Origin of the sequence: Zobellia roscoffensis (assembly GCF_015330165.1) — a bacterium.
Classification (GTDB): Bacteria; Bacteroidota; Bacteroidia; order Flavobacteriales; family Flavobacteriaceae; genus Zobellia; species Zobellia roscoffensis.
In genome coordinates this window covers 1,504,348-1,519,757 of the sequence record NZ_JADDXT010000002.1, presented here as the reverse complement: position 1 = coordinate 1,519,757, position 15,410 = coordinate 1,504,348, and the positions used below count along the sequence as shown (strand labels likewise).

Here is a 15,410-nt window from a genome sequence, read left to right as displayed (position 1 = left end):
TGTGAAAGAAGCTCAAACCAGAAAAGAAATTATTGATCACCAGCTAAAACTGGCTGGCTGGAATGTTAATGACTATACCCAAGTAGCTGAAGAGTATTCAGTTATATCAAAATTAAATGAATCATCCATAGAACATGATACTACTTTTAGTGATTATGTTCTTTTGGGAAAAGACGGTAAAGCACTAGCAGTAGTGGAGGCAAAAAAAACATCTAAAGATGCAGAAATAGGTAGGGAACAAGCAAAGCAGTATTGCGAAGGAATAAAAGAAGATATAGGAATTCTGCCTTTTTGCTTTTATACTAATGGATTAGATATTTTCTTTTGGGATTTAAACAATTACCCACCTAAAAAAATTATTGGTTTTCCTACTCGTGATGATTTAGAACGATATGATTATATAAGAAAACGGAAAAAACCACTTGCAGCCGAATTAATAAATACGGCTATCGCAGGAAGGGGTTACCAGATACAAGCCATTCGTGCAGTCATGGAAGCCATTGAAAAGAAGCGCACAAAGTTTCTTTTAGTTATGGCAACAGGAACTGGTAAAACAAGAACCTGTATTGCTTTAACAGATGCATTAATGCGCGCTAGTTGGGCTGAACGTGTTTTGTTTTTGGTAGACAGAATAGCATTGCGCGATCAGGCCTTAGATGCTTTCAAAGAACATTTACCTAACGAACCCACTTGGCCTAAACGAGATGAAAAATTAATTGCTACCGATAGGCGTATTTACGTTTCTACCTACCGCACAATGCTTAATATTGTCAAAGATGATGAGAATACCCTTTCTCCACATTTTTTTGATTTGATTGTTATAGATGAAAGCCACCGCTCCATTTACAATACCTACCAAGAGGTTTTAGGTTATTTCAATACCATAACGCTAGGGTTGACTGCGACACCTACAGATGTGATTGACCATAATACGTTTGATTTGTTCGAATGCGAAGATGGCTTGCCAACCTTTGCGTATTCCTATGAAGAGGCGGTGAAGAATATTCCACCTTATCTGTCGAATTTTGAGGTGATGAAAATTCATACCAAGTTTCAAGATGAAGGCATTAGCAAGCGTACGGTTTCTTTAGAAGACCAAAAGAAATTATTGTATGAAGGCCGTGATATTGAAGAAATCAATTACGAAGGTACACAACTCGAAAAATCAGTACGGAACAGAGGAACGAATGCTTTGATTGTTCGAGAATTTATGGAAGAATCTATCAAAGATTTAAACGGTGTACTGCCGGGTAAGAGTATATTTTTCTGTCAATCTATTCCACAAGCACGACAAGTAGAAGAGATATTTGATAAGTTGTATCCCGAATATAATGGCGAACTGGCCAAAGTTATGGTTTCAGATGACTCAAGGGTTTATGGAAAAGGTGGGTTGCTAGACCAGTTTAAGTTAAACAATATGCCTAGAGTGGCTATTAGTGTCGACATGTTGGATACTGGTATCGATGTTCGCGAATTGGTGAATTTAGTTTTTGCAAAGCCTGTCTTCTCTTATACCAAATTTTGGCAAATGATTGGGCGAGGCACTCGCCTTTTGGAACCAACGGCAATGAAACCTTGGTGTGTTGAAAAAGATGTATTTAGAATTATCGACTGTTGGGATAATTTCGAATATTTTAAACTGAACCCGAAAGGTGTAGAAAACAAAAAACAAGTGCCCTTACCTGTTCGTTTTGCAGGACTACGGATCGATAAAATTGAACTGGCTCTAGAACTGAATGAATTGGACATTGCGCTAAAAGAAATTGAACTATTCCGAACACAACTTAAGAACTTACCAAAAGATTCGGTAGTTATCCAAGATGCGCAGACACCTTTGGTAAGAGCTATGAAAGCAGATTTTTGGGAGAATTTAGATACTAAGAGTTTTGAGTTTCTTAGAGACATCATACGCCCTTTGTTTAGAACAGTTTCTCAAGTTGACTTCAAGGCTATGCGTTTTAAAAAAGATGTATTGGAGGCCTCTCTGGCGCATTTAGAAGATAATGCCGAACAATTAGAAATTCTAAAAGAAAATATTCAAGAGAAAGTATCGCTTTTACCCCTATCGGTAAATGTGATTGAAAAACAGGCCAGCTATATCAAAAAGGTGCTTACAAACAACTATTGGGCTACTATTACAGATACAGAGTTTGATGTGCTTGCCCAAAAGCTGGCCCCTTTAATGCGCTATGTTGATAAACCTGTGACAGGTAGTGGTATGGATCATTTAAATATGAAGGATGTTGTCACCACAAAGGAGTTTGTGGAATTTGGGCCCCAGCATGAATCGGTTAGTATTTCCCGGTATCGAGAAATGGTAAAGCAGAAAATCATGGAGCTTTTGAAGCGCAATCCTATACTGAAAAGCATTAAGGAGGGCAAACAAATAACAACCGAAGAAGCCGCTCAATTGGCCGAAGAACTGCATTCGGAAGACCCTCATATAACCGAAGCCTTATTGCAAAAAGTGTACAAAAACCAACGTGCCAATTTTTTGCAGTTCATAAAACATATTTTAGGTATTGAGGTATTGGAAAGTTTTGATGAAACTGTTAGTAAAAAAGTCGCTGAATTTATACAAACACACACTACCTTGAGCACCCGACAAATTGAGTTTTTAAATCTCTTGCGCGATTATATTATTGAGCGAGGGCAAATACATAAACGAAATTTATTAGAAGCACCTTTTACGGTAATACACCCAAAGGGAATACAAGGGGTATTTAACCCTAAAGAGATCAAAGAAATAGTAACATTAACTGAGCAACTGGTAGCATAATGGAAAGTGATATTAGAAAACACCTTATTGAATTAGCGAGGCTACGTACGACTCGCAGTTATTCACAAGTTAATGATGCGTTAATGCTTGGCCTTGATTTTTCAAATGACTACCATCGAAATCTCATTGGTGAATGGTTAGGTAACATTTCTGTTTATGAGTTTAAAAATGGCAGACCTTTATTGAGTGCTTTAGTCACACACAAAAATGGACAAAGGGAACAGGGAGATGGTTTTTATAAACTTTCTGGGGATCTGCTAAAAAAAGATTGGCAAGACCTAAAGAAAGATAAAAAGTGGGAGAATGGCGTTATTACCAAATGTTATGAATTTTGGTTAGATAAAGAGAACTTTAGGAATTTCAAAAACGATTATTAATGAGCTTATTACAACATAATCCAACCATAAAATCAAAAATTCAGGAACTCTGGAATAAATTCTGGAGTGGTGGCATCTCTAACCCACTGACCGCTATTGAGCAGATCACCTATCTGCTTTTTATGAAGAAATTGGATGAAAATGATACCGATGCTCAATCACGAGCGGAATTTACAGGAGACCCTTTTAAATCTCGTTTTGAAGGAGAGTTTCAATTGCCCAATAGTGACCTTAAAATTGAAAAGCAACAGTTACGTTGGAGCGAATTTAAACGATTACCCGGTGAAGAAATGTTGCAACGGGTACAGCAATATGTGTTTCCGTTTATCAAGACCTTGGATACCAATGATTCCCCCTTTGTAAAACATATGCGCAATGCCGTTTTTATCATTCCTAAACCATCGCTGTTGGTAGAGGCGGTGAAGATTATAGATAGCATCTATGAGGAAATGGATAGGGATGCCTCTGAAAAGGGACAGGATTTTCAGGATATACAAGGGGATGTATATGAATACTTATTAAGCGAAATAGCAAGTGCGGGTAAAAACGGTCAATTTAGAACACCACGCCATATCATTAAATTATTGGTGGAATTGGTTGCTCCACAATTGGGTAATCGTATTGCAGATCCAGCTTGTGGTACAGGTGGCTTTTTGTTGGATGCTTATCAATATTTAGTAACTCAATTAGATAAAGAGAAAGGTACACGAGAAACCGACGAAGACGGATTTATACGCTCTAGCAAGGCATCAAGATTTGATGAAAAGACAAAAGCAATTTTAGATGCCAGCCTTCAAGGCTACGATATAGACCAAACCATGGTACGTTTGGGGTTGATGAACCTGATGATGCACGGTATAGAAAGTCCTCAGATAGATTATACCGACACCCTTAGTAAAAGTTATAATGAAACCAGCCAATACGATGTGGTATTGGCCAACCCACCCTTTACAGGTAATATAGATAAGGGAGATATTAATGAAAGCTTGCAATTGAGTACGACCAAGACCGAACTGCTTTTTATAGAACGTATTTACCAAATGCTGCGCATGGGTGGTACGGCCGGTATTGTGGTGCCACAAGGGGTTCTTTTTGGAAGTGGAAAGGCCTTTAAGGAAGCCCGCAAGTTGATGATAGAAAAAAGTGAGCTTAAAGCGGTAATAACGGCGCCAAGTGGCGTTTTTAAACCATATGCCGGGGTTAGTACTGCCTTACTCATTTTTACCAAGGGTGGTGAAACCGAAAATGTTTGGTTCTATGACATGCAAAGCGATGGCTATAGTTTAGATGACAAACGGGGCAAATTAGAAGGTTATGGAGACTTGCAAGATATTGTCATTAAATATAAAAGTGCAAAACCGGCGTCTGAAAATGACCGGAAACGAAAACACTTTACCGTACCCAAAAAGGAGATTGTTGCAGAAGGCTATGATTTGAGTTTCTCCCGTTACAAAGAAGAGGTATATGAGGAAATTAAATATGAAAAGCCCGAAGTAATTTTGGAAAAACTAATGGGAGTAAATGGTTTGGAAGCTCAAATTTCCAAAAAGTTGAACGAATTAAAGGAGTTGTTTTGATGAAAATGCAATCCAAAAACATAGCCCAGATAGCAGAGGTAGTTGCCGGTCAATCTCCACCTTCTGACAGTTATAATGATATAGCTGAAGGGCTTCCGTTTTATCAAGGCAAAACTGATTTTGGTGCTATAAATCCTATTCCTAGAAAATGGTGCACTAACCCTAAGAAAATCGCTGAAACCAATGACATACTAATGTCTGTTAGGGCGCCAGTAGGTCCTGTTAATTTGGCCAATGAAAAGGCTTGTATAGGAAGAGGGTTAGGAGCAATAAGAGCTAAAAGACAAAATGATTTTAGATACATTTATTATTTTTTAAAAAACAATCAAGAATTAGTCTCTAGATATTCTACGGGTTCAACTTTCAAATCAATATCAAAAAGGGATATTGAAAGAATTAAAATTTATGTTCCAAAAGACCCTTTAGACCAAAAACGCATAGCGCAAGTCCTGACCGATTGTGAAGAACTCATTGCCAAGCGCAAAGAAAGTATTGCCCTTTTAGATGAGTTGTTGAAAAGTACTTTTTTGGAGCTATTTGGGGATCCTGCTTTGAATAATAAAAATTTTTCAGTGCAAAATGTTGAGGATATAATTTCGAGCAAACCGGTTAACGGTATTTCACTACCCAAATCTTCGTATAAAGATGATGGAGTTGAAATGGTACATATGTCAGACTTATTTTATGATATAGTAAAACGCGGAGAATTAAAAAGAGTGAAAATTCCAGAAAATTTTATTACAAAATATGGATTAAACTCGGATGACATTTTAATAGCTAGAAGATCACTGAATTTTGAAGGTGCTGCAAAAGCATGTTTAATACCAAAAAGTGATGAACCTTTAGTATTCGAATCTTCAATGATTCGGCTAACTCCAAATCAAGATTTAATATTACCTATATATCTTTTTCATTTTTTCAACAATGAGAGAGCAAAAAAAAAGTATGTTTTAAAACGTGTTACAAAATCAACTATATCCGGAATAAATCAGTCAAATTTAAAGCTGATAGAAGTTATTTGCCCTCCACTCCAGTTGCAAAAGGCTTTTGCCAAAATTGTAGATAAGGTTAACGAAACTAAAGAGCTATATCAAAACCATTTAAATGAGCTTGAAAACCTTTATGCTCGCTTAAGTCAAGATGCATTTAAAGGTGAGTTAGATTTGAGTAAGGTAGTTTTGAGGGAGGAGTTTTCAACAAAAAATAATAGTACTGAAATCCAACAAGAATATCTTAAGTCTGAAGAGCAACCCAAAATCATATACAAAGAAAAGGTTTCTCTTCCTCCCATAACGGATGAGGAAGCGGAAGACATGAAATGGGAAAGTTTTGACCCAGAAGAACCCCTGAAACTTAGAATAGAAGATGTCAGTTCAGAGTTTTTAGCAGACCTTATAAAAGAACGTTTTAGAAACCACCATTTTTCAATGGAAATGTTAAGAAAGTGTTTTAAAGAAGAACAAAAAATGGAAATAAGCTACTATTCTTCTGAACAGTTAAAAAAGAAACCACATTTACACGAGCAACAAGATTTAAAGAAGTTTATTTTCTCATCCATTGTTTTAGAGTCGGGTAAAAACCGCAACCCGTATTTAAAGTTAGAGCAAGCTTTTTATGATGCCCAAAAAGAAAATTTTGATTTAAAATTAAGCGCTAGAGACTATAAAATCTTCAAAGAAAAAGATGTGCATCAACGTTCTGGCATCTATTTTAAAATATTGGGATGAGATTAAAAAGTGTTGAAATATTAGGAAGTGAATTTAGTAGCTTAAAACCAAACTATCGTTTTGAGTTTAACAACTCTAAGGATACGACACAACTTTCCACCAAGATTTTTGCAGGCTTAAATGGTAGTGGTAAATCTAATTTACTTGAGCTCTTTTCTAAAATTTTTTACTTCTTAGAATTATACCATTTACCATCAGCCTCTGAGGAAAATAGATTGGACAAAAATTTTGGTTTTATTATTGAGTATTACCTGCCTTATGTAGCTGTGCAAACTGCTATTCATCAGCAAGATCAAGAGCAATATTTAGTAAGGATTTCAAAAAAAATTGGGGAGCACCCTGAATTTTCTTTACACTATAACAATGAAAAAGATTCAAGAAGAATTGATTACACGGGACCCGAAGGTGAAACTAAAGATATACTTCCTAAAAAAGTAATCGCATATACATCTGGCCAAAATGAGTTATTGAGCAACCCATACTACAAAGTACGTTACCATTACTTTAAGCAATTGGAAACTGATAAGCAAAAAGGACCTAACCATAATCCAATGGAGAAAAACACATTATTTTTCATGGATTACGAGTCAAATTTTTCTGTTTTTATTTGCAACATGCTGCTGGCTAATAAAGTGAATCTAGATTATTATAAACAAATTCTTGCCATTGACGGTCTTAGTTCCTTTAGGATAACTTTGAACCTTACTGACTATAAAAACAAAAATGTTGTCTTAGGATACCGATTAGAAAAAGAACTCCAAAGATTAAAGTTATGTGCAACTTCCTATTACGAAGAAAAAGGCAAAAAAGGATTTAAATCTAAAGTGATTTTAGATTATAAAGTAAACAATGCGACAATAGAGGCGTTTAAATTTCATTTCAAGAACGCCTTTGACTTGTTCAAAGTGTTCTATGAGTTTGATACACTCAATTTATATATGGTTCCTGTAATGACCCGTAAATTGATTATGAATGCTCATGAGACCTTAAACTTATCAGATGAAATGCCAAAGGCAGATCCATCAAGTCTGGTATTTAGAATAGAGAAGATAACCGTTGATAAGATTATTAACAGATCAGAAAACGAAATCAAGGAAATTTATTACAAATCCCTATCCGATGGAGAACATCAATTTAGTCAAGTAATAGGGTCGGTTTTAATGATGGAAGAACCAGGTTGTCTATTCCTTTTTGATGAGCCTAATACGCACTTTAACCCTATGTGGCGTGCCAAAATGATAAGCATTCTTAATAAAATTACGGGGATTGAATTTGATAGTAATAAACGGGTTTCAAAGGTTAGACAGCAAGAAGTAATATTGACCACGCACTCCCCTTTTGTAATTTCTGACAGTTTTAAAGAGAATGTTTACAAATTTGAAAATGGAAAATTTTCAAACCCGGAATTACAAACACACGGTAGTTCCATAACCTTTCTTTTAGAACTAATATTTAATAGAGATATCTCCATTTCAGATTTTTCTAATGAAAAATTGATAGAACTAAAAGAAAGTATTCATACAAAAGAGGATATAGCTAAAGTCAAAAAAAGCCTATTAAACTTTGGTGAGTCCATTGAAAAATTTGATATATATACCTTCTTGATGGAAAAAGAGGAAGAATTTAAAGACGATAAAGATGGAGACAATTTAATGCCACCAACGACCAATGATCTACAGCTACAATAAAATAAAGCATAAGATTACTGGTTTTCATTGGCACATTTGTTATGTCTTTGAACAAATCTTCAAACTTGATTTAACGAGTTATGATGAAGATAAATTAATTCATCCTGACTTTAGACCAATTGTAGGCGCATCAAAAGTTAGGTTAGAAAAACCTTTAAAAGAAATCGTACATGCGTATCATAATCTTCCAGACTCAGCTAAAATTCAACTTCAAGATGCGTTTCTTGCTAATAATGATATTGCATGTTTAAGTGATAATAGTAAATACTTAGTTCCATATGAGGCCTTACATGAAGATATTGTAGATATTCTTAAGCCTTTTTTTACATCCCTTTGGGAAGAGTATCCAATAGTGATTGCAATGGAAACTGATTTTGGCACCGTAAAGTCCCATTATGAGAGTCTAGCACAAAATATTTTTGTTTGTCCTTTTTGCGGATTGGAGTCTTTTGAGACCCCTGAAGATGATTACAGAGAAGCCTATGATCATTATTATGCAAAATCTAAATATCCTTTTATAAGTGTCAATTTTGATTTGCTCTTCCCCACTTGTCATAAATGCAATTCTAAAGAAAAAAAGGCCCTTGATATCTTATACTTCGATGATGGAACTAGACGTTTAGCATACAATCCCTATGACGATAAACTATGTTCTGATGAACTTGAAGTTCAAATCATTAAAGATGAAAAATATAATAACCATACACTTATAACACTTTTAAAGAGTGTACCATGGAATTTAGAACTAAGGAGAAATGCAAAGATTGAAGAAGAAATAGGAACTTGGGATTCAATTTACGGTATTAAAAAAAGGTACTCTAACAGACTAAAGCATTACGAAACGGAATGGTTTAACGAGTTACTAGATAATTACAAGGATTCTCTAGAGGATGAGGTAGACTTTCAAAAATTCAAAAAAAGACAACTTAAAAAAGCAAAATATAGGGTTCTCAATTCTACTAATGGAATCTTACTTTATTCTTATTTTAAGTTTCTTTTTGAATCGGAAAATATTGAAAAAAGGCTTTATCAATGTGCTCGTAAAACATCTTAAATAGAAAATGGCCATTACAACAGGAACAAAACACTTAAACATATGACTCTATCATTTTAGTTTCAAATTAAAAATAATTTTGTAATTTAACAGTACTTCCCTCACTTTCAATAATTAACCATTCAAAAATGAAAGATATGAGGAAAGTCTACGTAATCTTCCTGCTGTTTTCCGTCACCATTCTACACTCCCAAGAAACAGCTGAATTTGAATTATTAGGTACGAAATACCAATACCTATTTGAAAAAGGGGCAAATAAATTTTCTATCTGCAAAATTTCTTCAGATGAAAAGTCCTGCAAGGTATTTACATTAAAAAACAATGATGCCTTTGCCCTTCCTGAAATGCAATCCCATTTAAAAGATTATTTTACAGAGCTTCGGGATAGTCTATCTACATATGACTCTTTAAAACTTACCTTGAATGTCGAAACCTTAAAAAAAGATGCTCTAGATGCTATCTATTTCAATCAACCAGTAAGCCTAAAGGCGTTTTTAATCGAATTGACAGAGAGTACTCAAGACACTAACACCTATGTCTTAAAACCCCTTAATCCAGCGTTTTCTTCAATTGAAAATATTCTGCTAAAAACTAGTAAGGACACCGCATCAATAAAATCTGATTTAGAATCAAAAATTCAGCAATTTTTAATCACTTCCCTAAATAATAACAAGAACGATATCATTAAAAATGTAACTCAGGCCTATACGAACGAATATGATAGTTTCTATAAGGGAAAAATAGCTAAAACCGAAGATTATAGTTATTTAACTACCGAAGAGTTAAAGCTTATAAGTAGTGATACTACTGAAAAATTTATATGGTACAAACTCATCTCCAATAATATATTTTATTTAAAAGTAATTCCCAAGGAAGATACTGGTAAAAACACAATATACGGTCCGTTTGAACTAGGTATTGGGTCAAGCGATTTTGTATCTCAAATAATAGAACAGCGGCAATTCGCAGGAGATGCAATTAACAAGGTGACACTGGAGAAAGTATATTTAAAGGTTGAACAGCCTATAAAAGAATTAAGAATTCAAAAAGAAAAAGAAACTCAAAGGGATATGCTTCTATTAATTGCAGATAGTATTGAAAATAAAAATATTGAATATAGCGGGTCCTTGACTCTTAATAAAGAATTTATTTTGACTGCCAAAGATAAGCATCCTAAAGTTTTTAAAGTTGACTCTGCAACCATTTCATTTTTTAACAATAGAGCAGATATGATAGTTATTGAGGGAACAGTGGATGGTAAAAAAGAAGTTCTAATCAATAACAATTATTCACTTCCTCTTAGGGCATTCAATGATTCTACACAGACTAATAGCTTAGGAGATTACAGCTACTCTTATGGCAATATATTCTGTTACGGCACTGGCAAAACCTTTAATTATGCCATTAAAAATGATGAAATAAAATTGACATCAGGTAAATCTGTCAAACTAAAACAACGCGATTTAATGGATTACTTTACTGGAATTATCTTTTCAGATTTTTTAGGCCTTAATAATAACACAAATGGTATAATCATCGCAGAAGCTCAAATGCGCCTACCACTGAACTTAGTTAACTATAAGTATATTACATTCTTTGATAATATCACATTTTATTTAACGGCTAACTTATTTGGTGGGTTAGAAAATGGTAATAGGAAAATAAAGTTGGAAGATGTAAACTCTAAAGACCCGGAGTCATTTTTGGAAAATGACCCTTACATGTTTAAAACCGACAACTTCAACCTTTTATTAAATAATAGTATTGACGGGGGGATTCGAACTTCGATTTTTACATATGAAATCAAGAGAGCCTCTACTTTTATGCACATAAGATATGGGCTCCGCTTCTTAAGCACTGGTGTTGAATATAATTTAAATGAAAGTATAACTTCAGAAAATGGAAATACAGTAAACAGCCTGTATGAAAAGCGCGATTTTCGGGTGTTTGCAATAGGCCAGGAAATCGAGACTAATTTTGAAATACGCCCACAATCAGACATTGGTGCAGACTTGACTATAGGCCTGAATTGGTTTGGAGCAACTGGAACAAATAAAAACGATATTAAGTTCAACACCTACAATAATTCTCCAAACTTAAAAGTAATGGCAAATTTATACTCCCTGGTTAATCCCAATAATAGTAAATCAGGATTATTTTTTAGATTAGGAGGACACTATGATTTGGGTAATTATGATTTATACCCGCAAATTATGGTGGGTTATGCAACCAACTTAACTTCCTTCATTAACAAAGTTCAGTCTAAATAAAACCCATGTTAAATGAAGCTTACAAAAACTGGTTTTATCCATTACTTACAGTGTCCTGAAAAGTATCCAAAAGGAGGGTTATGAAGAGTAAAGTTATGTAATTGAAATTTTTAATGCCCTTATTGTTCTCAGCCATTTCATCAGTCCTTCATAAATTGAACTTTATGATAAAGTTAAATACTCTAGTAAATAGTTCTACAGCCACTCTCATAAATTGAAGAACTTTATTTTATAACTGTATTTGTGGCATTTTCAATAGCAATTTTGGCCTCTTCAAGACTTCGCATGCGCTTTCCTCCAAAGGTCAAATTTTCAATTACTACGCCATCTACACTATAATCATCATCCCATCCTTTTATTAAAGAAGGTATAACCTTTTCTGAAACCACTTGAATATCCTTAAAAATTACATTTTCAATCTGCCCTCGGTTTTTTGAGTAAGAAGACCTCTCACTTTGAGGCAAGTAAAGCCATTGACTTCTATTATCGTTTGCGTCGGGGTCTTTAAGTGAGTCAGGAATATTAAAACCAAAACGTCTAGAATATTTAGCAGGAATGTCAACACTATAAATCGATAGTCCGATATAAAGATCAATAAGTTCATCACGTGCATCTTCCACACGCACATTTTCAAAAGTAACATTTCTTACAGTCGTATCTTCCGCATTATGAATACTTAATGCAGCTCCCCTTTCAACCCGAATGACATCACAATCGCGAAAAGTTATGTTCTGAACATAGTCTCCTTTCAACTCAAAACCTACCTCTAAGGCATTCCCGCCAATAGCGTTCCATAAAACAGTATTTTCAATCAATACACTATCGACTTTCGGGCTGCCCCGTCTTCGCACAATGTCAGGCTGTTTGCTTTTTATAGCAATACAGTCGTCTGAACTGCGAATAAAGGAATTTTTAACTTCTACATTATGACTTGCCTCTATATCGATACCGTCGCAATTGGCACGCCATCCAGTCTGCTTATGGTTGTCAATAATAACATTATCACATCCTCTCGGGTGCAGTGTCCAACCCCAGGCATCGTGTATTTGAACATCTTGGATTAGTACATTCTCGCACTCTGTAAGTAGTATGGAATTCACCTTTAGGGTTTTCCGGGCCGATTGATCCAAGATGCCACTCCCCAATATTCTGATATTATTCACATTATCAGCCGTAACATAGCCTTGTACAATTGCACCAGGCTCCAAATACAGGGTTTCGTTATCGTATAGCCTAATTTCACGGGCGTCGTAAATCTTACCCGCTTCGTAATAGCGTACATTGGGGTCGTCTTTGCTAGGGACATTTTCACGTTCAGGACTAGTAAACAAAAAAAGTGGCCTTTTTATATCATCGTCAAATTCAATACTGAGATTCATCGCTTTTGGGATAGAGAAAATGACCTTATTTCCAATAATTTTAGGTTTAATTCCGGCACTCAATGGGCGAACGACGACTTTTTTAAAGGATTTATCTCTTACGACAGTAACCGTACATTTACCCTTGATAATAGCATACGACATAGCGGCAATCGTACCTTCCAAAACAGGTAATTCCTTCCCCTCGGCGGTAACTTGAAAATCTTGAGCACGGGGATATTCTTTGGCAAAATTCGGCACGATTACGGTTTCAGCCGGTATTGTGGATACACCCATACTTAGAAATAAAACACCAATCATCAAAAGGGTCATGATAACTTTATAATAGTTTTTTTTAGGAAAATGTTGTCTTGTCATTCTGGCGTTATTTTTTCTTTTCCAATCATATATTATTTACATTTTCTCTCCCACGCTTTTCAACACCTCTTTGGTCCGTTCTTTCAAGGCGTTTATGTTCATCTTTTTATCGCCTCGGTACCAGTTCTTCCATTTGCCTTTTGAGGCCTTTTGTTTTCCAGAATCTATTACTTCGAAGGCATTTAAAGCTGTTCGTAAATGTTGTCTAGTTGTCTCCCAGTCTCTATTATCGGCAGCCTGTTTGGCGTAAATACAGTTTTCTAGCCATTGGCCAAGACCAATTACTATATCCACCTGTCCAATTAGATTACTTTCAAAGAAATCCTTTTCCATACCCGCCAATTTCGAATCTGCCGATACTGCTAAAGATTTCGCTTTTTCAAAGCCGGCAAGTTGTAAGTTCACCTTTTCCAAACTTTCATCTAATGGAAGTCCTCCAGCGGGGTTTGTATCCGACAGACTAAGGTGAAAAGCATCTTTAACTTTTATACTTTTCGTCTGCTTTGCTTGTTCCTCTCTTTGGGCATGGCCATCCACTAGTAATTCATTTAATTGGCCCAATATACTGAGTCCCTTAATCCGCTGCTGACCATCCAAAAAACCAGGTATCTGCTTATTTCCAACTTTTTGATAACTATCAAAATATTGACTATATGCCGCATAGGTTTCTTCGGGAGCATCAGAAAATCTATTGGCACACCATGCTTTTAGCGCTTCCGAAGGTTCAAATGAATCCATATTCCAAAACATGTCAGAAGAAGTCTGTAACGCCAAAGGAAACTCTCGAATGTTGGAAACATTTAAAATGGCATACTCGTTTGTATTTCGATCCATTGCCTCTTTAAATAACTGAAAAGGTTTAGATGGTGGAATCGCCTGTGCCAAATGCGGGCCCGCTCCCCATAATTGGTAGTGGTAGTAAATTCCATATTTATTATTTTCCGAACGCTCTGTATCATAAAAGTCAGATTGCCAGACATAACCCGGAGAGTTATCAGCAAAAATTATCATTACATTATCCGGAATCTTTAAGAGCCCTTCCTGATGAAAAAAGGCTCCTTCGGCCCACAGTGTAGTAGACATCAAAGGATTTTGATTACCTGTAACATTCATGATAATTTCCTTTTGAACCTTCATGGCATCGGAAATAATTGCAGCCCTTTCTTCGTCAGATTGTGGTACTCCAGGATCTGCCTGCCACATAGGCCTATCTGCAATTCCTCTTAATCCAATCTGCCAAATAACATCAGGGTATATGGCCCAGCGTTTGGCATAATCAGTCCACGTTTCGATTAACTTTTCCTTTTCACTATAAAAACTGAACAAGGGGTTTTTTTCTTTTTCCTTCCAATAATTCTGATAGCCAAAGGCACTCACTCCGACTGGTTCAATATGATGCATTGAAATAAATAGCCCTCGTTTAGAAACCTCTTTTATAAGGCGCTCTTCAGCAGGATTTCTTATGTCTAAAAAACTAGCGGGAATAATCAAATTGTAACGTAGTCGAACTGCTGCTTTCGCAACCTCCCTGATTAACACGGGATTTGTGACTTGACCATAGTAAGGGTAGTCAATTTTTCGGATACCTCCACTATCTTTGAATTCGGTCAAAAGGTCTTCATCATTTATAAACCAGCCACGAAACTTAAAATCAGGCTCAACGCTCTTGTAGTCAATTGGCTGCAATATAATTTTCTCTCTTTTTTCTGGCTCATAGCCTGTCCAATACTTCAATGGATCTACACCCAATTCCTTTTCCAAAAAATAATATATCCCGAACATTGTGCCCCGAGGATTACCGCCAATAATGTTTAGCCGGTTATTCCTCCCTTCTTTTGAAGAAAATATAACAAACTTCTCCCAAGCCCCCTCCAAGGCGGAAATTTTTTCGATGTCGATAATATTCCTTATGTCCGAATCGCCTACAGTACCAATTACGATGCAATTACCTTTGCATTCTTCCATATAAGTCACCGTTTTTAAAGTAATGCCGGTAATCAGCTCAATGTCGTCAATCAAATCTTTTGCGGCAAGTTGTACATATTCAGGTTCGTTAGAGCTGATAAAAATAGAGGTGGTAACTTCTCCAGAAATAACGAATTCATCCGAAGTGGTTGTACATTGGAAGAAAATTAAGCCAACTATAACTAGGAGTACTCGGTTTAATTTATGTTTCATGCTTAACAATTTGAAAATTTTCTT

At 35.6% G+C, this 15,410-nt stretch carries 9 protein-coding genes; 7 read left to right on the top strand and 2 right to left on the bottom strand.

All coding sequences use genetic code 11. The annotated features are described in order from the left end of the window. The first annotated feature begins 1 nt into the window (after position 1). From IWC72_RS20410 to IWC72_RS06440, 7 genes are all read left to right on the top strand, one after another. A complete protein-coding gene (locus IWC72_RS20410) occupies positions 2-2,779 on the top strand; it encodes a type I restriction endonuclease subunit R (RefSeq protein ID WP_194529224.1) in 2,778 nt (925 codons plus the stop codon). Next, positions 2,779-3,156: a hypothetical protein gene (locus IWC72_RS06465; RefSeq protein ID WP_194529223.1), complete on the top strand. Its 378-nt coding sequence runs from the start codon at positions 2,779-2,781 to the stop codon at positions 3,154-3,156. Before IWC72_RS20410 ends, IWC72_RS06465 begins: the two co-directional genes overlap by 1 nt. Next, positions 3,156-4,733 carry a type I restriction-modification system subunit M gene (locus tag IWC72_RS06460; protein WP_194529222.1) on the top strand — a complete coding sequence of 526 codons (1,578 nt, stop codon included), beginning with the start codon at positions 3,156-3,158 and terminating at the stop codon, positions 4,731-4,733. The genes IWC72_RS06465 and IWC72_RS06460 overlap by 1 nt, the downstream gene beginning before the upstream one ends. Then, the gene (locus tag IWC72_RS06455; protein WP_194529221.1) at positions 4,733-6,460 is read left to right on the top strand and encodes a restriction endonuclease subunit S; all 1,728 of its coding nucleotides are present in this window, start codon (positions 4,733-4,735) and stop codon (positions 6,458-6,460) included. The genes IWC72_RS06460 and IWC72_RS06455 overlap by 1 nt, the downstream gene beginning before the upstream one ends. Further along, positions 6,457-8,148 (top strand): restriction system-associated AAA family ATPase, encoded by a 1,692-nt coding sequence (locus tag IWC72_RS06450; protein ID WP_194529220.1) that lies wholly within the window; start codon positions 6,457-6,459, stop codon positions 8,146-8,148. The genes IWC72_RS06455 and IWC72_RS06450 overlap by 4 nt, the downstream gene beginning before the upstream one ends. After that, the gene (locus IWC72_RS06445; RefSeq protein ID WP_194529219.1) at positions 8,129-9,202 is read left to right on the top strand and encodes a hypothetical protein; all 1,074 of its coding nucleotides are present in this window, start codon (positions 8,129-8,131) and stop codon (positions 9,200-9,202) included. Before IWC72_RS06450 ends, IWC72_RS06445 begins: the two co-directional genes overlap by 20 nt. 137 nt (positions 9,203-9,339) lie before the next feature. Continuing rightward, on the top strand, positions 9,340-11,472 hold the full coding sequence (locus IWC72_RS06440) for a hypothetical protein (protein WP_194529218.1): 2,133 nt from the start codon (positions 9,340-9,342) through the stop codon (positions 11,470-11,472). 224 nt (positions 11,473-11,696) lie between these two features. Here the strand turns inward: IWC72_RS06440 and IWC72_RS06435 are convergent, their stop codons facing one another. Both IWC72_RS06435 and IWC72_RS06430 read right to left on the bottom strand, forming a co-directional pair. Further along, a complete protein-coding gene (locus IWC72_RS06435; RefSeq protein WP_194529217.1) occupies positions 11,697-13,208 on the bottom strand; it encodes a glycosyl hydrolase family 28 protein in 1,512 nt (503 codons plus the stop codon). Between the two features lie 36 nt (positions 13,209-13,244). Next, the gene (locus IWC72_RS06430; protein WP_194529216.1) at positions 13,245-15,386 is read right to left on the bottom strand and encodes a glycosyl hydrolase 115 family protein; all 2,142 of its coding nucleotides are present in this window, start codon (positions 15,384-15,386) and stop codon (positions 13,245-13,247) included. Between the last annotated feature and the right edge of the window lie 24 nt (positions 15,387-15,410).